17 protein-coding genes are annotated in these 17,208 nt (G+C 68.1%); 6 read left to right on the top strand and 11 right to left on the bottom strand.

Going from position 1 to position 17,208, the window contains the following annotated elements; genetic code table 11:
- Positions 1 to 3: 3 nt before the first annotated feature.
- Entirely contained in the window at positions 4 to 903 is a 900-nt protein-coding gene (locus tag ABL844_RS24580) for a LysR family transcriptional regulator (RefSeq protein WP_418129328.1), read from the bottom strand.
- A 138-nt stretch (positions 904 to 1,041) separates the two neighbouring features.
- On the opposite strand from ABL844_RS24580, the gene ABL844_RS24575 reads away from it, so the two are divergent.
- Together ABL844_RS24575 and ABL844_RS24570 are read left to right on the top strand one after the other, a co-directional pair.
- Positions 1,042 to 2,040: a Bug family tripartite tricarboxylate transporter substrate binding protein gene (locus ABL844_RS24575; RefSeq protein ID WP_418129326.1), complete on the top strand. Its 999-nt coding sequence runs from the start codon at positions 1,042 to 1,044 to the stop codon at positions 2,038 to 2,040.
- Between the two features lies 1 nt (position 2,041).
- On the top strand, positions 2,042 to 3,358 hold the full coding sequence (locus ABL844_RS24570; protein ID WP_418129325.1) for an FAD-dependent oxidoreductase: 1,317 nt from the start codon (positions 2,042 to 2,044) through the stop codon (positions 3,356 to 3,358).
- Between the two features lie 4 nt (positions 3,359 to 3,362).
- On the opposite strand, the gene ABL844_RS24565 is transcribed toward ABL844_RS24570, so the two are convergent.
- The gene (locus ABL844_RS24565; RefSeq protein ID WP_184641111.1) at positions 3,363 to 3,764 is read right to left on the bottom strand and encodes a phage holin family protein; all 402 of its coding nucleotides are present in this window, start codon (positions 3,762 to 3,764) and stop codon (positions 3,363 to 3,365) included.
- A 96-nt stretch (positions 3,765 to 3,860) separates the two neighbouring features.
- Between ABL844_RS24565 and shkS the strand changes: the two genes are divergently transcribed.
- Positions 3,861 to 5,276 (top strand): surface-behavior sensor histidine kinase ShkS, encoded by a 1,416-nt coding sequence (shkS, locus tag ABL844_RS24560; RefSeq protein WP_126023358.1) that lies wholly within the window; start codon positions 3,861 to 3,863, stop codon positions 5,274 to 5,276.
- Between the two features lie 155 nt (positions 5,277 to 5,431).
- On the opposite strand, the gene ABL844_RS24555 is transcribed toward shkS, so the two are convergent.
- The 8 genes from ABL844_RS24555 to ABL844_RS24520 form a co-directional block, all read right to left on the bottom strand.
- The gene (locus ABL844_RS24555) at positions 5,432 to 6,034 is read right to left on the bottom strand and encodes a LuxR C-terminal-related transcriptional regulator (RefSeq protein ID WP_418129323.1); all 603 of its coding nucleotides are present in this window, start codon (positions 6,032 to 6,034) and stop codon (positions 5,432 to 5,434) included.
- A 74-nt stretch (positions 6,035 to 6,108) separates the two neighbouring features.
- Entirely contained in the window at positions 6,109 to 7,443 is a 1,335-nt protein-coding gene (locus ABL844_RS24550) for a tryptophan--tRNA ligase (protein WP_418129322.1), read from the bottom strand.
- 33 nt (positions 7,444 to 7,476) lie between these two features.
- Positions 7,477 to 8,148, bottom strand: a complete 672-nt coding sequence (locus ABL844_RS24545; protein WP_126023360.1) for a site-2 protease family protein — start codon at positions 8,146 to 8,148, stop codon at positions 7,477 to 7,479.
- Between the two features lie 41 nt (positions 8,149 to 8,189).
- Entirely contained in the window at positions 8,190 to 8,825 is a 636-nt protein-coding gene (locus ABL844_RS24540) for an L-threonylcarbamoyladenylate synthase (RefSeq protein ID WP_126023361.1), read from the bottom strand.
- 19 nt (positions 8,826 to 8,844) lie between these two features.
- Positions 8,845 to 9,822, bottom strand: coding sequence for a DMT family transporter (locus tag ABL844_RS24535; protein ID WP_126023362.1), 978 nt, complete (start codon positions 9,820 to 9,822; stop codon positions 8,845 to 8,847).
- Positions 9,819 to 10,676 carry a 3',5'-nucleoside bisphosphate phosphatase gene (locus tag ABL844_RS24530; protein ID WP_019657848.1) on the bottom strand — a complete coding sequence of 286 codons (858 nt, stop codon included), beginning with the start codon at positions 10,674 to 10,676 and terminating at the stop codon, positions 9,819 to 9,821. Before ABL844_RS24530 ends, ABL844_RS24535 begins: the two co-directional genes overlap by 4 nt.
- A gap of 97 nt (positions 10,677 to 10,773) precedes the next feature.
- Positions 10,774 to 11,850, bottom strand: coding sequence for a transporter (locus tag ABL844_RS24525; protein ID WP_418129321.1), 1,077 nt, complete (start codon positions 11,848 to 11,850; stop codon positions 10,774 to 10,776).
- Between the two features lie 18 nt (positions 11,851 to 11,868).
- The gene (locus ABL844_RS24520) at positions 11,869 to 13,500 is read right to left on the bottom strand and encodes an inorganic phosphate transporter (RefSeq protein ID WP_418122165.1); all 1,632 of its coding nucleotides are present in this window, start codon (positions 13,498 to 13,500) and stop codon (positions 11,869 to 11,871) included.
- A 152-nt stretch (positions 13,501 to 13,652) separates the two neighbouring features.
- On the opposite strand from ABL844_RS24520, the gene ppk2 reads away from it, so the two are divergent.
- Positions 13,653 to 14,582, top strand: coding sequence for a polyphosphate kinase 2 (ppk2, locus tag ABL844_RS24515; RefSeq protein ID WP_418129319.1), 930 nt, complete (start codon positions 13,653 to 13,655; stop codon positions 14,580 to 14,582).
- Positions 14,583 to 14,649: 67 nt separating this feature from the next.
- Positions 14,650 to 15,702 carry an alpha/beta hydrolase family esterase gene (locus tag ABL844_RS24510; protein ID WP_184641118.1) on the top strand — a complete coding sequence of 351 codons (1,053 nt, stop codon included), beginning with the start codon at positions 14,650 to 14,652 and terminating at the stop codon, positions 15,700 to 15,702.
- Between the two features lie 12 nt (positions 15,703 to 15,714).
- Here ABL844_RS24510 and ABL844_RS24505 read toward each other — a convergent pair whose 3' ends face one another.
- Positions 15,715 to 16,644: an AraC family transcriptional regulator gene (locus ABL844_RS24505; RefSeq protein WP_418129318.1), complete on the bottom strand. Its 930-nt coding sequence runs from the start codon at positions 16,642 to 16,644 to the stop codon at positions 15,715 to 15,717.
- A 120-nt stretch (positions 16,645 to 16,764) separates the two neighbouring features.
- Between ABL844_RS24505 and ABL844_RS24500 the strand changes: the two genes are divergently transcribed.
- On the top strand, positions 16,765 to 17,163 hold the full coding sequence (locus tag ABL844_RS24500) for a hypothetical protein (RefSeq protein WP_418129316.1): 399 nt from the start codon (positions 16,765 to 16,767) through the stop codon (positions 17,161 to 17,163).
- Positions 17,164 to 17,208 lie beyond the last annotated feature (45 nt).

The raw sequence follows: 17,208 nt of genomic DNA, 5'->3' as shown, positions 1-17,208 counted from the left end.
CCTTCAGGCGCGCTCTTTCTTGAGCTGGCGCAGCGCCGACTGGGCGTGGGCGACGAAGCGGTTCGCCAGCAGCGAGGCCGCGAAGTTCTCGTTGGTCACGGCGAAGATGTCGAAGGAAGGCGCGTTGCGGATCGGCCGGAAGCTGAGCCTGTCGGTCATGCAGCCGCGCGCGGTGAGGTCGTCGACGATGGCCACGCCCGCGCCCGCCGCCGCCATGGCGCAGGCGCTCTGGCCGGCGCGCACCTCGACGCGGGCGTCGGGCTGCAGCCGGTGCTGCACGCACCAGTCGGCAATGATGCGGCCCTGCGGCGTGTCGGGGCTGAAGGAGATCATGCGTTCCTTCAGGATGTCGGCAGGCGCCAGCGTGCGCCGCGCCTCCAGCGCATGGCCGCGCGGGAACACGCCGGCCAGCGTCCACTGGCCGATGGGGCGGGAGCTGAGCAGCGGGTCGTCGATGGCCAGCGTGGAGATCGCCACGTCGGCCTCGTGCGCCGCGAGGCGCTTGACCATCTCCCTCGCGAGCAGCACCTCGAAGTAGATGCGCGCGGAGGGAAACTCCTCGCCCAGCGCGGTGAGCGCACGCGGCACCATGTCCAGCCCGGTGCTGGGGCTGCACAGCACGCGCAGCGTGAGCATCTTGCCGTCCTTCAGCGCCTGGGCGCAGTCGTCGATGCGGGCCACGCCCCGGTACACCTGCTCGACTTCGGCGAAGAGCGCCTGCGCCTCGGGCGTGGCCAGCAGCCTGCCCTTGCGCCGCTCGAAGAGGCGCAGCCCCAGCTGCAGCTCGATGTGCGAGAGCATGCGGCTGATGCCCGGCTGCGAGACGTGCAGCGAGCGCGCGGCATCGGTGACGGAGCCTGCCAACATGACGGCGCGGAAGACTTCGATCTGTCGGAGGTTCATGACATCGCCCGTTCCATCGGCGTGATTCGATAACGCGATGTTATGGCGTTGCCACATGTTGGTATTTGCCGGGCCGACGGCCGCTTTCTAGCATCGGGCTTCTTTTCAAGAACAACCAGATCAAGAGGCAAACAGGACATGGCTACAGCCACAGCCGCGGCGCGCGGCATCACGCGCAGGCATGCGATCTCCGCAATCTCGGCGGCGGCCCTCGGTCGCCGCGCGCATGCCGCCGACGCCTGGCCCACGAAGCCGGTGCGCATCATCGTGCCCTTCGCACCCGGCGGGGGCGCCGACGGATCGGCCCGGGTGCTGGCCGAGGTGCTGGCGCCGCAACTGGGCCAGCCGGTGATCGTGGAGAACAAGCCCGGCGCGGGCAGCGCCATCGGTGTGATGGCGGCGTTGCAGAGCCGCGACGGCCATACGCTGCTGATGGGCAGCAACAGCATGGTGATCAACCCCTCGCTCAACCCGAAGCTGAGCTATGACGTGGCGCGCGACTTCGACGCCGTCGGCATGGTCTCGCGGCAGCCGCTGGTGCTGGTGGTGCCGGCCGACTCGAAGGCGAAGACCCTGGCCGAGCTGGTGGCGCAGGCCAAGGCGCAGCCGGGCAAACTCAGCGCCGGCAACAGCGGCACCGGCACGCTGGCGCACCTGACGGCCGAGCTGTTCGCGCAGGAGACCGGCACCTCGCTGGTCAGCGTGCCCTACAAGGGAGAGAGCGCGCTGATGCCCGACCTGATCTCGGGGCTGGTGTCGATGGGCTTCCTGAACCTGCCGAGCGTGATCGTGCACATCCGCTCGGGCCGGCTGCGCGCGCTGGCCGTGTCGTCGGCGCAACCGGTGGCGGAACTCGCTGACGTGCCTACGCTGCGCAGCCTGAAGCTGCAGAGCCTGGAGGTCGAAGGCTGGGCCACGCTGGTGGCGCCCAAGGGCAGCATTCCGGCCGAAGGGCAGGCACGGCTCGAGAAGCTGCTGGCCTCGGCGCTGCAGTCCGATGCGGTGAAGAAGCGCTTCGACGCGCTGAGCCTCGAGACCTTCATCCGTGGCCGCGAGGCCACCGCGCAGTACCTCAAGGCCGAAGGCAGCCGCTGGGGCCAGGTGGTGAAGAGCCGCGGCATCCAGGTCGAGAACTAGGATGAGCAACGAGAACATCGGAACGAGCCATGCGGTCGAGGCCGACGTGGTGGTGTGCGGCGGCGGCGTCGCGGGCACCATGGCCGCGGTGGCGGCGGCGCGGCAGGGCGCTTCGGTCGTGCTGGTCGAGCGCTATGGCTTCCTGGGCGGCAACGCCACGGCCGGGGCGGTGGCGCAGTTCAACAGCTGGCAGACCGGCAACGGCCGAACGGTGGTTGCGGGGCTGGCCGACGAGGTGGTCCGGCGGCTGCGCGCCTACGGTGGCGCACGCGAGCACGACCGCTTCGTGATGTCCACCGGCCATCACATGGACCGTGTCGAGTACGAGCCCGAGGTGCTCAAGCTGGTGCTCGACGACATGGTGGCCGAGGCCGGCGTGCGGCCGCTGCTGCACGCGAGCCTGCTCGACGTGCAGTGCGAAGCGCGTCGCGTCACGGGCCTGCGCGTGCTGACCAAGGGCGGGGTGCTGTCGTTGCGCCCCGGCGTGCTGGTCGATGCATCGGGTGACATGGATGCGCTGAAGCAGGCGGGCGCGCGCTTCCTCGAACTGGGCGGCGGCGAGGCGCTGCAGCCGGCCACGATGATGTTCCGCTTCGGTCCGATCGATTTCGGGCGCTTCGGCACGCTTTCGAAAGCCGAGCTTGCCGAACTGGCAGCCAGGGGCTATGCGCAGGGCGGGCTCGCGCGGGCGGCACTGCATTCGAGCCGCGTGCCGCATTCGGACGATGCCTGGTTCAACATCAGCCGCCTGGCCATCGATGCCGCCGATCCGATGGCGCTCGGCGGCGCCGAGATCGAAGGCCGGCGCCAGGCATGGAAAGCGGCGGAGTTCATTGCGGCCCACGTGCCCGGTTGCGGCGACGGGCGGCTGAGGGCTTTCGCCACGCAGGTGGGCGTGCGCGAGACGCGCCGGGTGGAAGGCGACCGTGTGCTCACAGCCGCCGAGCTGCTGGAGCCGGTGCAGTTCGCCGACGCCATCGCAGCGGGCGCGTACCCGATAGACATCCACCCGGCAAAGGGCGGCTCGCTGCACTACGTGCCCATGGGCGACGACCACGCCTACCAGATCCCGTACCGCAGCCTGATCCCGTCCACGCTCGACAACGCGCTGGGCGTGGGCCGGGGCATCTCGGCCAGCCACGAGGCGCTGGCTGCCATCCGGGTCATGACGATCTCGATGGCCGTGGGGCATGCGGCCGGCATCGCCGCGGCCATGGCGGCGCGGTCGGCCGGCGAGGGCATGGGTGCGCAGGTGCGGGCGGTTGCCGTGCCGGCGCTGCGCGAGGCGCTGCTGCGCGAGGGCGCCGTGCTCGCCTAGCCGTTCAGAGCCAGTTGCCGCTCTGCGGCATCTGCACCTTCTCGGCGGGGTCGCTGCCGGTCACGAACGATCCGATGACCACGCTCAGCAGCGAGATGAAGATGCTCGCGAAGAGTGCGGTCCAGAAGCCGGACACCCTGAAGCCCTTCACCAGCGCGGCCACCAGCAGGATCATCAGCGCGTTGATCACCAGCAGGAAGAGCCCGAAGGTCACCAGCGTCAGCGGCAGCGTGAGCACGATCAGCAGCGGCTTGACGATGGCATTGGCCAGGCCCAGCAGCAGCGCCGAGACCACCAGCGCGCCGGTGCTGTCGAACTTGAGCCCGCGGAAAAGATGGCTGGCCACCCACAGCGAGATGCCGGTGATGGCCCAGTGGACGAGGAAGGGAGTCAGGTTGTCGAGCATCGGTTAATTCTTCCGGGTTATCGCCCGCATTTTGGGGCGGCGATCGATTGTTACCCGGTGAAACATTGCCGGATGGGCCGTTAAGATCGCCGGCTTATGGCCAATGCGTCGATCGCCAGCATGACCCCCGCCCCGGCTTCGGCCGATGAAGCCGAATCGTGGGTACGCGGCGAGCTCATCCGCAGCCTGATGCGCTCGGCGAAGGGCTCGTACTTTGTCTCCGCCGCGCTGATGCCGGCGATGGTCGGCCTGAACTGGGCCTATGTGCCGCGCTGGGAACTGCTGATCTGGCTCCTGGCCGGCGTCATCGCCACCGCCTGCCGCGCCTGGGGGGCGCGTGTCTATGCGCTGCGCTATGCCGGGCGCAGTGCGGCCGCCCAGCAGCAGTTCACCGAGCGCTACGGCTTCGTCTGGAGCACCAGCGCTGTGGTGTGGGGCTTGTCGGTGCTGCTCTTCTTCGAGCGCACGCCGCAGGTCAACCAGTTCATGAGCTGGCTCATCGTGGCCGGCGTGGGCACCTTTCCGCTCAACGGGCTGGCGCTGCATCCGCCGCTGCTCAAGCGCTACGTCAACACGCTGTTCATCACGATGCTGGGCGCGGTGCTGATACGGCTGGTGTCCATCACGCTGCAGCATCCGCAGTTCCAGTACGGCTACCTGATGCCGATATTGCCGATCCTCCACTGGTTCCTGCTGCTGCGGGCCGGGCGGCACATCCACGAGACGGCGCGCAACAGCCTGGAGCTGCTGTTCCACAACCACATCCTCATCAAGTCGCTGACCCAGCAGCGGCAGGCGGCGGTATCGGCCGTGGCCATGAAGAACCGCTTCCTCGCCAGCGCCGCGCACGACATGCGCCAACCCGTGCTGGCACTTTCGTTGTACGCCGACTGGTTGCGCAATGAGCCCGAACTGGTTCTGGAACTCGCGCCGAAGATCGTGCGCGCCACGCACGCGGTGAATGCGCTCTTCGATTCGATGTTCGACCTGGCGCGCATCGATTCGGGCCAGGTGCGCCTGCACGTCGAGCGGGTCGACGTGCCCGAGCTGCTGCACGACCTGGAGCTGCAATACCGCCCCGTGGCCGAGAGCCGCGGCCTCGACTTCCGCGTGCACATGTGCGAGGGCTCCTTCCTCACCGACCCGATCCGCGTGCGCCGCATGATCGGCAACCTGCTGGCCAACGCGATCAAGTACACGACCGAAGGCGGCGTGCTGCTGGCCGCCCGCCAGACCCGCGACGGCCTGCGCGTGGAGGTGTGGGACACCGGCATCGGCATCGCGCCCGAGCACCTGCGCGACGTGTTCCTGGAGTTCTACAAGGTCGCCGACCACGCCGGCACTTCGGACGGCTTCGGCCTGGGCCTCGCCATCGTCGCGCGCCTCTCGCACGTGCTGGGACACCCGGTGAGCGTGCGTTCGCGCCTGGGCAGCGGCAGCGTGTTCCGCGTGGCGCTGCACGATGCCGATGAAGCGGTGGCGCAGGCGCGGGTGACGGCTTCCGGCGGTTAAGGACGAACTGCTGCTGCGTCCATCCCAATGAAAAAACCGCGCCAAGCGCGGTTTTTTCAATTCGGGAACACCGAGGAGCCGGCTTTGCCGGTCCTCAGGTGTTGCCCCCTGCAAGGGGGTTGGCGCAGCGACACGAAGTGCGCGAAGCCTGGGGGTTAGCCGGACAACAAGCCGTTGGTGCGCGCGTAGTGCAGCGCCTGGGTGCGGCTCTTCACGCCCAGCCTGCGGAACAGGCGCCACAGGTGAACCTTCACCGTGTGTTCGCTGATCTCCAGGTCGGTCGCGATGTCGCGGTTGCTCATGCCCTTGTCGAGCATGGCGATCAGCTGCGTCTGGCGCTTGGAGAGCTTGCCGCTGTTGGCGGCCGGTATCTCGTCGGCTTCGTCTTCCGAGCCGGCCATCAGGAGGCCGCGAAGGGCGGCTGCCAGCTCGTTGGAGCTGGCCGACTTCTCGATGTAGGTGTCGGCGCCGGCCTCGATGCAGGCGTCTTCCATGTCGGCGGACGGCGCGGCCGAGTACACGGCGATCGGCACGTTCGGATAGACCTGCTTGACCGCGATCACGCCCGACACGCCGTTGGTGTCCGGCAGCTTCAGGTCCAGGCAGAAAAGCGTAGGCGCACCACGCTGCTGCACGGAGCCTGCGAGCTTGTCGAGGCGTTCGAGCTCGACGATGTTCTCGGCCGGGCGCAAGCGCCGCAGGACCATCACGATCGCGTCGCGCATCAGGGGGTGGTCGTCGATGACATAAATGCTCATGTTTTCTTCCTTTGTGATCGCACCGTCTTCTCTCGTCGTGCTCACCGGCCGATAAGCCGATGGGCGTTGCCGGATCAACTCCCGCTGGTTGTGCCGGGTGTCGCTTCCGTCAGTGCCTCCAGCGCCTCTTCGACGGCGCGTATTCCTTCTGTACCGATGGGCTCCATCTGGCTGGCCAGCGCGGGCAATGCTTCGCCGCGCTGCGCCTGCAGGATTGCGATGGTACGGCCCGCTTCCTGCGGCGAGGCGAATCCACGGCTTTGCAGCAGGGTTTCGCCGCGCGCATCCAACAGCTTGAAATAGAAAAGTCCGTCCGCCTTCTCGCGGTACTGCTTGAAACTGGGTTTGGCGACCTTGGCCGCCTTGGCGACGCCCTTGTCCTTGCCGGCCGCCAGGTTGCGCAGGCCGACCGCGTGGCGCAGGCTGGCCATGAAAGGCTTCGAAAGCGCCTGCGCCTTCTCGGCGCCCAGCAGCAGGGTGCGCTCGATCTGGGCCGGGTCGTTCATCAGCGCCTCGTAGCGCTGGCGCAGCGGCGCCACTTCGAGGTCGATGCGCTCGAACAGCATCTGCTTGGCGTCGCCCCAGCCGATGCCATCGGCGTACGCCTTGCGCAGCGTCTCGGTTTCCTCGGCGCCGGCGAAGGCCTGGTAGATCTGGAAGAGCGCCGAGCCTTCGGTTTCCTTGGGCTCGCCGGGGGCGCGCGAGTCGGTCACGATGCTGGATATCTGCTTTTGCAGCTGCGCGCGCGGCGCGAACAGCGGGATCGTGTTGCCGTAGCTCTTGCTCATCTTGCGGCCGTCGAGGCCGGGCAGGGTGGCGACCGCGTCGTCGATCTCGGCCTCGGGCAGCGTGAAATGCTCGCCGTAGAGGTGGTTGAAGCGCTGCGCCATGTCGCGCGCCATCTCGATGTGCTGCACCTGGTCGCGGCCCACGGGCACCTTGTGGGCGTTGAACATCAGGATGTCGGCGCCCATGAGCACCGGGTACATGAAGAGGCCGGCCGTCACGTCGGCGTCGGGGTCCTCGCCCTTGGCCACGTTCTTGTCGAGCTGCGCCTTGTAGGCATGCGCGCGGTTGAGCACGCCCTTGCCGGTCACGCAGGTGAGGAACCAGGTCAGCTCGGGAATCTCGACGATGTCCGACTGGCGGTAGAAGGTGACGCGCTCGGGGTCGAGCCCGCAGGCCAGCCAGCTGGCGGCGATCTCGAGGGTGGAGCGCTGGATCAGGGCCGGCTCCTGCACCTTGATGAGCGCGTGGTAGTCGGCCAGGAAGAAGAAGCTCTGCACGCCGGGCGCGACGCTTTGCCGCACCGAGTGGCGGATCGAGCCGACATAGTTGCCGAGGTGCGGCGTGCCCGAAGGCGTGATGCCGGTCAGGACGCGCAGGGGAGCTTTGGAAGACGGAGCCATGGGACGGAGAGACGAAGAATTACTTAAAGCAATCTAGAGCAGGAGTGCCTTGAGCGGAGTGATCAGCAGGTTGATGACGAAGTAGCCCACGTCCATCAGCGGCCGCAGCCAGTATGTGCTGACGATGCCCGCGAGGACGAGGCCCATCACGATGAAAAAGCCGTATGGCTCGATGCGTGCCAGGAACATCTGGGCCTGGCCGCTGGGAAGAAGGCCGGCCAGCACGCGCCCGCCGTCGAGCGGCGGCAGCGGGAACAGGTTGAAGGCCCACATCACGAGGTTGACCAGGATGCCGCCTTGCGCCATCTTGATGAAAAAGGTTTCAGTGACGCCCGCCGCGACCAGCGCCACCAGCAGCAGAGCCCACAGGATCGCCTGGACGAAATTGGAAAGAGGCCCTGCCAGGGCCACCCAGACCATGTCGCGCTTCGGATGGCGCAGCCGCCCGAAGTTGACCGGCACCGGCTTGGCATAGCCGAACAGGAAGGCACCGGAGGTCGCGAAGTACAGCATCAGCGGCATCAGGATGGTCCCGATGGGGTCGATGTGCTTCACCGGATTGAGCGTGACGCGCCCCATGACCTCGGCCGTGTTGTCGCCGAAGTGGCGAGCGACGTAGCCGTGCGCCGCCTCGTGCACTGTGATCGCGAAGATCACGGGCAGCGCATAGATCAGTACTGTCTGTATGAGGTTGGAAATATCCACTGGGCGATTGTGTCAGACGGGGCGTGTTTCTCTGCCCGATTTCAAAGGCCCAGAACGGCCAGCTGGCCGCGCCCTTGGCGCACCACGACAGGGTCGTCGCCGCTGCCCATGGGCGTCAGGTCGACCACCGTGGTCGGCTGCGAAGGGCAGGCTCCGGCATCGATGACGGCGGCGATCTGCTTCTCGAAGCGCTCGCGGATGGTCTGCGCGTCGTTCAGCGCCTCGGTCTCGCCCGGGGCGATCAGCGTGGTGGCGAGCAGAGGGGCTCCGTGCAGCGACAGGAGCTCCAGCAAGACCTTGTGGTCGGGCACGCGCAGGCCGATGGTCTTGCGCTGCGGATGGCTCACGCGGCGCGGCACTTCCTTGGTGGCTTCGAGCAGGAAGGTGTAGGGGCCGGGCGTGGCCGCCTTCAGCAGGCGGTATTGCTTGTTGTCGACGCGCGCGTAGTTGGCGAGCTCGCTGAGGTCGCGGCACAGCAGCGTGAGGTGGTGCTTCTCGTCGACCTGGCGGATGCGGCGAAGCTGGTCGACCGCGTCCTTGTCGTCGAGGTGGCAGGCCAGCGCGTAGCTGGAGTCGGTGGGCACGGCCACGATATCGCCGCGCTCCAGCAGCGTGACGGCCTGCTTCAGCAGCCGCTGCTGCGGGTTCTCTGGGTGGACTTCGAAGTACTGGGCCATGATGAAGAAAGGTTCCTGGTCAGGATTCGGCGGGTTCGATGGGCACGCGGCGCTCACGCACCGTGAGCCACGCGCCGGCCGCGCCGCAGACCGCGATCATCCCCATGCCGATGAGCGAGAAGCGGTCCGGCACATGGGAAAAGACGATCCAGCCGCCAAGCATGGCGAACGCGATCTGCGCATAGAGATAAGGCGTGAGCGTGGACGCCGGCGCGCGCTGGTAGGCCAGGATCAGCATGAAGTGCCCCACCGTGCCCATGAAGCCCATGAGGCACAGCAGCGCCCACCATTCCCAGGAAGGCAGCGAGGTCCACACGAAGGGCACGACGAGCGAGACGATCAGCGTGCCCACCCAGCCGGTGTAGAAGTGCATGGTCAGCGGGTTCTCGGTCTGCGCCAGCTTGCTCGTGAGCACCTGGAACCAGGCGTTGCTCAGCACCAGCCCCAGCGGCAGCAGAACGGCCCAGCTGAACGCGCCGCCGCCTGGCCGCAGGATGACCAGCGTGCCGATGAAACCGCCCGCCACCAGCGTCCAGCGCAGCGGCGAGACGTGCTCCTTGAGCGTGGTGGCCGCCAGCAGCGTGATGACCAGCGGCGCGATCAGCACGATCGAGGTGAACTCCGCCAGCGGCATGTAGCGCAGGCTCAGGAAGGCGAAGATGCTCGATGCCAGCAGCAGCGCACCGCGCAGCGCCTGGTAGCGGGGATGCTTCGTGTGCAACAGCGCCGTGCCGCGCAGCGGCAGCAGCACCAGCGTGGTCGCCACCGCCTGGAAGGCATAGCGGAACCACACGCCCATCAGGATGGGCACGCCCAGCGTGGAGTACTTGGTGGCGGTGTCGAGCGTGGCGAAGCAGGCCACGGCCAGTATCACGAGGCCGATGCCGGCGAGGATGCGTTCCGATTCCTTGCCGAGGCTTCGCTGCTGCGCCACGCGAGCGGCTGCCAGCGCAACGGTCGCCGCGTTGTCGTTGCTGGTCCCGGGGCTTGGGCTCACTGCTGGATACGGTCGCCGAGCAGTTCCCACACGGGAGTGAGCGCGCCGGGCAGGGGCGGCAGCTTGCCGAGATCGCAGTGGCTCTCGTCGGGGCTGTGGAAATCGCTGCCGCGCGAGGCGGCGAAATCGAACTCGAGCGCCTTGTCGGCGTACTCGACGAACTCGGCCGGCGTGTGGCTGCCGGTGACGACCTCGATCGCCTTGCCGCCATGTGCCTTGAATTCGAGGAACAGCGCGTATTCCTCGTTGGCCGTGAACTTGTAGCGGCCCGGGTGGGCGATCACGGCCAGGCCCTTGGCGGCAGTGATCCAGTGCACGGCATCTTTCAGCGTGGCCCAGCGGTGCGGCACGTAGCCGGGCTTGCCTTCGGTGAGGAACTTGCGGAACACCTCGGGCGTGTCGCGGCAATGGCCCTGTTCGACGAGAAAGCGCGCGAAGTGCGTGCGCGAGATGAGTTCGGGATTGCCGACGAACTTGAGCGCGCCTTCATAGGCGCCGTGGATGCCGACCTTGGCCAGCCCCTCGGACATTTCCTGCGCCCGCTTGCCGCGGCCGCCGCGCGTGTCGTACAGGCCCTGCGAGATGGCCGCGTCGTCGGGGTCGAAGCCCAGGCCGACGATGTGCACCGTCTCGCCCGCGAAGGTCACGGAAATCTCGGTGCCGGTGAGGTAGCGCATGCCGTTGGCACGGGCCGCGGCCGCTGCGCGGTGCTGCCCGCCGATCTCGTCATGGTCGGTGAGGGCCCAGAGTTCCACCCCGTTGGCTGCGGCGCGCGCCGCCAGTTCTTCGGGCGTCAGCGTGCCGTCGGAGACCACGGAGTGGCAATGAAGATCGGCATTGAGAATGGAGGACACCCCCGCATTCTATGGGGTCTGGAACCCTGTTGCGGGCGCGTGGATACTGCAAAAGATGCTATTAAATAAATAGCATTAATGCGCCGCTGCATGCGCCTCAGCGCTGCTTGCGGAAAGCCGCCCAGGCCGCCACCGCGGTGAAGGTGGCCACGATCGCCACCACGATCCAGAAACCGTGCTTGTGGTCCGCCAGCGGGATGCCGCCCACGTTCATGCCGAACAGGCCGGCCAGGATGTTGATCGGCAGCGCAAGCACCGTGACCACCGTCAGAACGAACAGGCTGCGGTTGTTGTCCTCGTTGACGTTGGCGGCGATCTCTTCCTGCAGCAGCTTGATGCGCTCCTGCAGCGCCTGCATGTCGCGCAGCACCACCGAGAACTCCTCGGTCGAGCCGCGCAGCGCCTGCGCGTCGGGCTCCGACATCCAGCCCGGCGGCCCCTGCAGCAGCCGGAACAGCGCCGCCGGCTCGGGCGCCAGCAGCCGCTGCAGCCGCACCAGCAGCCGGCGCAGCACGCCCAGGCGCGCGCGCTTGTGGTCGAGGCGGCCAGCGAGCAGTTCGTCCTCGATGCGGTCGATGCGCGAGGTGACGCCGCGCACGATCTTCACCAGCACATCGGCCTGCGCGCGCAGCAGGTGCTCCAGCAGCTCGGTGCTGGAGCGCGGCGCGTCGCCCGCCTTCACCGCGGTGCGCAGCGCATCGACCGAGCGCAGCGGCTTGGTGCGGGCCGTGACCACGAGGCGCGGGCCGACGCCGATCCACAGCGTGGAGATGTCCGAGGGCTCGAAGCTGAACTCGAAGTGCACGTCGTTGATGACGGCGATCAGCGAATCGTCGTCGCGCTCGATGCGCGTGGAGGGCAGGCCCTCGTGCAGCGTCTCGTAGAAGGTGTCGGAGAGGTTCGCGTGCCGCACCAGCCAGCGCTCGGCGTGCGCATGGCTCAAGTTGAAATGCAGCCAGACATAGGCGGGGTTTTCCTGCCCGTCTTCGCCTTCGCAGCCGGCTCGGGCTTCGCTGGCTTCGATATTGCGCTGCCCGGCTAGCCACGCGGCGGCCTGCGCGGAGTCGATGGCCCGCGCGGGTTCGGGCGCGCGGGCGTCGAAGAGGTAGCCGCAGATCAGCCCGGCTTCGTCGCCCCCGTACGACTGGGCCGCGAGATCATGGAATGCCGACAAGATGATAAGTACGCGAGTTCAGAAGATGCGGGTGAACAGCCAGTAGAGCGAGCCCGACAGCAGCATCGCCACCGGCAGCGTCAGCACCCAGGCCAGCGCGAGGTTGCGCAGCGTCGACAACTGCAGGCCCGAGCCGCTGGCCGTCATGGTGCCGGCCACGCCGGAAGACAGCACGTGCGTGGTCGACACCGGCAGCCCGTACATGTCGGCCGCGCCGATGGTGACCATGGCCACCACCTCGGCCGAGGCGCCCTGGGCGTAGCTCAGGTGCGTCTTGCCGATCTTCTCGCCCACCGTGACCACGATGCGCTTCCAGCCGATCATCGTGCCCAGGCCCAGCGCGATGGCCACCGCCACCTTGACCCACAGCGGAATGAAGCGCGTGGCGCTGTCGAGCTCCTGGCGGAAGGTGTTCACGCGCAGCTTCGTCTCCTCGTCGAACCTGGCCGCGCCGCTCTTGTCGAGGTGGCGGATGGCCTCCGAGGCCAGGTACATGTCGTTGCGCACGTTGGCAACGGCCTCCGCCGGAACACCGGCCAGCGAGCCGTGCTGGCGCACCTGGGTGCCGATGCTGCCGGCCGTCGCGGCCAGGGCCGGCACCACGGCCGGCGTGAACTCGCGGGTGCGCACGTAGGTGGAGAGCGTGTCGCGCGCGGCAGCGGGTGCCATGGCCGGCAGCGAAGTCGGCACGCTGCGGTTCAGCGCGTTCTGCGCCATCTCGGCCACGGCCACGAACTTGACGTTCTCGTCGGCGGGCATCGCGCGGTTCAGCGCATAGGCCATCGGCACCGTGCCCACCAGGATCAGCATGATCAGGCCCATGCCCTTCTGTCCATCGTTCGAGCCGTGCGCGAAGGACACACCCGTGCAGGTGAGGATCAGCAGGCCGCGGATCCACCACGGCGGCGGCTCGGTTCCCTTGGGCTCTTCATACAGGGCGCGGTTCTTCACGAAGGCGCGCAGCGCCAGCAGCAGCAGGGCGGCGCAGCCGAAGCCGACCATGGGCGACAGCAGCAGCGAATAGCCCACCTTGGTGGCCTGCGCCCAGTCGACCCCGCTGGTGCCATCGCGCCCATGCATCAGCGCGTTGGCCACGCCCACGCCGATGATCGAGCCGATCAGCGTGTGCGACGACGATGCCGGCAGGCCCAGCCACCAGGTGCCCAGGTTCCAGATGATGGCGGCGATCAGCAGCGCGAACACCATCGCGAAGCCGGCACCCGAGCCCACCTGCAGGATGAGCTCCACCGGCAGCAGCGCGATGATGCCGAAGGCCACCGCGCCGCTGGACACCATCACGCCCAGGAAGTTGAAGAAGCCCGACCAGACCACCGCGAAGTTCGGCGGCAGCGAGTGGGTGTAGATGACGGTCGCGACCGCGTTGGCGGTGTCGTGGAAGCCGTTGACGAACTCGAAGCCCAGTGCGATCAGCAGTGCCACGCCAAGAAGTATGTAGGGCACCCAGGTGGTGACGGGCGCGCCGGAGGCGGTGACGTCGCCGACCAGGCTCCAGGCCGTGAAGAGCAGGCCGGCGGCCAGCAGGCCCACGAAGGTGATCAGCGTGAGCGGACCGGGCTTGGCGTCGAGCTTGGGCCGTTGCGCGGCGGACGCCGACGGCAACTCGGCATGCGGGGCAGCGAGCGTGTTCATGGGATTCTGGGGTGTTGGAATGGCTCCAGATGGTGTTCGCCGCGTATGACAACTACATGTCAACGGCGTCAAAACTGTCACGTAGTCGTCATTTGGGGCGAGCAGCATGCTTTTTCGTCTCCCTCTTCAATCCTTTCTCCTGCCGCCCCACCATGCTGACGAGCGCACTTCCCGACCATGAAGACCTGATGCAACGCATCGCCCGCGACCTGATCGACAGCTACGACGAAGAGCTCGAGCTGGAGATCGAGGACCGCAACATCGACGGCCTCGACCCCGCTTCGGTCACCGCGGCATCCTCCGCCGACAAGACCGCCCGCCAGGCCTACTTCAAGGAGCTGTTCCGCCTGCAGGGCGAGCTGGTCAAGCTGCAGGACTGGGTGCAGCACAGCAAGCAGAAGGTCGTCATCCTGTTCGAAGGCCGCGACGCGGCGGGCAAGGGCGGCGTCATCAAACGCATCACCCAGCGGCTGAACCCGCGCGTGGCCCGCGTGGCCGCGCTGCCGGCGCCCAACGACCGCGAACGCACCCAGTGGTATTTCCAGCGCTACGTGGCGCACCTGCCGGCGGCCGGCGAGATGGTGCTTTTCGACCGCAGCTGGTACAACCGCGCCGGCGTCGAGCGCGTCATGGGCTTCTGCTCCGACGACGAGTACGAGGAGTTCTTCCGCACCGTGCCCGAGTTCGAGAAGATGCTCGTGCGCTCGGGCATCAAGCTCATCAAGTACTGGTTCTCCATCACCGACGACGAGCAGCACATGCGCTTCCTCGGCCGCATCCACGACCCGCTCAAGCAATGGAAGCTGAGCCCCATGGACCTCGAGAGCCGCCGCCGCTGGGAGGAATACACCAAGGCGAAGGAAATCATGCTGGAGCGCACGCATATTCCGGAGGCGCCGTGGTGGGTGGTGCAGGCGGTCGACAAGAAGAAGGCGCGCCTGAACTGCATCAGCCATCTACTGGGCCAGCTGCCTTACCAGGAAGTGCCGCATCCCCCGGTCGAGCTGCCCGAGCGCGTGCGCCATGCCGACTACCTGCGCCAGCCCGTGCCGGCGAACATGATCGTTCCTGAAATCTACTGAGGCACGCGCGGTCCTTGCGGCCGGCCAAGGGTAGGCCGGCCGGCGCTTTGCGGTCACACTGCGCGCCATGGCTCGTCGTTCCACAGCTTCAGTCTTTGCCCGCGCCTACGAGCGCAACCTGCGTGCGCTCACCAAGGCCACCCTGAGCAACAGCAAGCGCATTGCGGGACAGGTCCAGCGCGCGACCGCCAAACGGCTCAAGCCGCCGCCCGGCAGGGGCGACTGGCTCAGCGGGGTGGCTGTCGGGCCGGGCGGCGCGCGCGGCTATCACCTGTTCCGGCCGGCTGGTCTCGAACTGAAGCTGGGCGAGCGCCTGCCGCTCATGGTGATGCTGCACGGCTGTGGCCAGACCGGCCGTGACTTCGCCGCGAGTACCCGCATGAACGCACTGGCCGTGCGCCAGCGCTTCCTGGTGCTCTACCCCGAACAGGACCGGATCGCCCATCCGCAGGGCTGCTGGAACTGGTACGAGCGCCGCTCCGGCAAGGCCGATGCCGAGGCCGCCACGCTGATGGCCGCCATCGACCAGGCCTGCCTGCTCTATCCCGTCGACCGCGACCGCGTGGCGCTGGCCGGCCTTTCCGCCGGCGCGAGCATGGCGGCGCTGCTCGCGACGCGCTACCCGAACCGCTTCCGCGCCGTCGTCATGCACTCGGGCGTGGCGCCCGGTGCGGCGAAGTCGCCTGCCACCGCCCTGGGCGCGATGCGCGGCGAGCACGTGCCGCCCATGCCCACCACGGCCGTCGGCAAGGCGATGGGCGCGGCGGCGGTCTTCACCACCCTGCCGCCGATGCTCGTGTTGCACGGCGATGCCGACGCGGTGGTCGCGCCGAGCAATGCCGCCAGCAGCGCTGCTGTATGGGCGACCGCCGTGGGCGCGCGGCCAGGGTTGACGCGCGAGGTGCAGCGCGGCAGGCGCCGTGCGATGCGGGTGACCGACTTCAGGCGCAAGGGGCGCACGCTCGTCACGCTGTGCGAGATCGCGGGGCTCGGCCATTCGTGGAGCGGCGGAGCGCCGAAGCTGCTGTTCAGCGACCCCGAGGGGCCCGATGCCACGCGCATGGCCTGGGCGTTTGCCGCCGCGCAGTTCAAGGCCGTTGGAGGCCCGAAGAAGGTCTAGCGGAAGGGGCGGCTATGCGGCGACCGCCCCTTCGCGCGCCGCGGCCCGCCACGCACTGGGCGCCATCCCCTTGCTGCGCTTGAAGGCCTTGCTGAACGCTGCCTCCGATTCGTAGCCCACCGCCGCGGCGATCGCCCCCATGGCAGCGTTGCCTTGCCCCAGCATGTTGCCGGCCTTGAACATGCGCCATTGCGTGAGGTACTCCAGCGGCGCCTGTCCCACCCGCTCCCGAAAACGCTGTGCGAAGGCAGAGCGCGACAGGTTCGCGACGGCGGCGAGTGCTTCCACCGTCCAGTCGTGCGCGATCTCCTTGTGCATCGCGCGCAGCGCGGGTCCGATGCGCGCATCGGCCAGCGCGGCCAGCCAGCCCGTCTGGGATTCGGCATTGGCCGCGACGTGCGCGCGCACCGCCTGAACGAACACGATGTCGGCCAGCCGGCTCACGAGCAGGCTGGACCCCAGGCCCGGCTCGCCGGTTTCCATGGCCAGCAGCTGCAGCGTGCCTTGCAGCGCAAGGGCGCGGGCCTGTTCCATCTTCACGTGGAGCAGCACCGGCAGCAGATCGAGCAGCGGCCGCGCGGCGCGCTGGTCGAAGTGGAACCAGCCGCAGATCACCGACGCCGCCGTGCCCGTGCCGCCGAGCTCCACCAGCCCGCCGATGCGGTCGCGCACGACGGAGGCGCAGCTCACGGTCGGCGTGTTCGGATGGTCGCGCAGGATGTAAGGCGTGCCGTGCGCCAGCACATAGCAGTCGCCCGCCGCCAGTGCCACCGGCTGCGCCATGCCCTCGACCTCCAGCAGGCAGCCGCCGCGCACCACGAGCCCGAAGCGTGCGCTCTCGCCCCCGGCCAGGCTCACGCCCCAGGGCGCCCCGGCCTCGAGGCGGGCGTACAGCGCGCTGCGCACTCTCATGGCCGCAAAGATGTCGTCGAGCGGGTCCATCGAAGACTCCTCCAGTGGTGGACGAATGGACAAGATTTTCGGTCTTCCGGGCATTCACTGTCCATCGGCAGCGGCGGAAACTGCGGCCTCACTTATTCAGGAACCAGCAGGAGCAGGGCCATGAACACCAGGACCGATCCCACCGACTTCACCCGACTCGCCGACCGCTACGTCGCCGTCTGGAACGAACCCGATGCCGAGGCGAGGCGCGCCGCCATCGCCGGCCTCTGGGTGCCCGACGGCGAGCATTACGTGCGCACGCTGCAGGCCAGGGGCCACGAGGCGCTGCAGCAGCGCGTCACCGGCTCGCATGAGAAGAACGTGCGCGACGCCGGCTTTCGCTTCGTCCGCGCGGGCGACGCCCAGTTCCTGCACGACGTTGTGATGTTCCATTGGCACATGGTCCCGGCCGCGGGCGGCCCGGTGGCCGCGCTCGGGCTGGAGTTCCTGGTGCTCGCCACAGACGGCCGCATCGCCACGGACTACCAGTTCATCCTGCCCACGCCCGCCGCCGCCTGAGCCTGGCCGATGACCTCCGAGGTCATTGCCTTCACGCCGCTTCCT

The sequence above is a fragment of the Variovorax sp. 278MFTsu5.1 genome, from assembly GCF_048305045.1.
Lineage (GTDB): Bacteria > Pseudomonadota > Gammaproteobacteria > Burkholderiales > Burkholderiaceae_C > Variovorax > Variovorax guangxiensis.
Note: the sequence above shows the minus strand (reverse complement) of the source record. Positions and strands in the feature narration are given on the sequence as shown.

Excerpts from the sequence above, each read along its gene's own strand:
- ABL844_RS24540 (WP_126023361.1), bottom strand. The coding sequence starts at position 8,825 with ATGGCCCAGTACTTCGAAGTCCACCCAGAGAACCCGCAGCAGCGGCTG.
- ABL844_RS24520 (WP_418122165.1), bottom strand. The coding sequence starts at position 13,500 with ATGAACACGCTCGCTGCCCCGCATGCCGAGTTGCCGTCGGCGTCCGCC.
- ABL844_RS24500 (WP_418129316.1), top strand. The coding sequence starts at position 16,765 with ATGAACACCAGGACCGATCCCACCGACTTCACCCGACTCGCCGACCGC.
- ABL844_RS24580 (WP_418129328.1), bottom strand. The coding sequence starts at position 903 with ATGAACCTCCGACAGATCGAAGTCTTCCGCGCCGTCATGTTGGCAGGC.
- ABL844_RS24550 (WP_418129322.1), bottom strand. The coding sequence starts at position 7,443 with ATGGCTCCGTCTTCCAAAGCTCCCCTGCGCGTCCTGACCGGCATCACG.
- ABL844_RS24565 (WP_184641111.1), bottom strand. The coding sequence starts at position 3,764 with ATGCTCGACAACCTGACTCCCTTCCTCGTCCACTGGGCCATCACCGGC.
- ABL844_RS24505 (WP_418129318.1), bottom strand. The coding sequence starts at position 16,644 with ATGGACCCGCTCGACGACATCTTTGCGGCCATGAGAGTGCGCAGCGCG.
- ppk2 (WP_418129319.1), top strand. The coding sequence starts at position 13,653 with ATGCTGACGAGCGCACTTCCCGACCATGAAGACCTGATGCAACGCATC.
- shkS (WP_126023358.1), top strand. The coding sequence starts at position 3,861 with ATGGCCAATGCGTCGATCGCCAGCATGACCCCCGCCCCGGCTTCGGCC.
- ABL844_RS24575 (WP_418129326.1), top strand. The coding sequence starts at position 1,042 with ATGGCTACAGCCACAGCCGCGGCGCGCGGCATCACGCGCAGGCATGCG.
- ABL844_RS24555 (WP_418129323.1), bottom strand. The coding sequence starts at position 6,034 with ATGAGCATTTATGTCATCGACGACCACCCCCTGATGCGCGACGCGATC.
- ABL844_RS24510 (WP_184641118.1), top strand. The coding sequence starts at position 14,650 with ATGGCTCGTCGTTCCACAGCTTCAGTCTTTGCCCGCGCCTACGAGCGC.
- ABL844_RS24570 (WP_418129325.1), top strand. The coding sequence starts at position 2,042 with ATGAGCAACGAGAACATCGGAACGAGCCATGCGGTCGAGGCCGACGTG.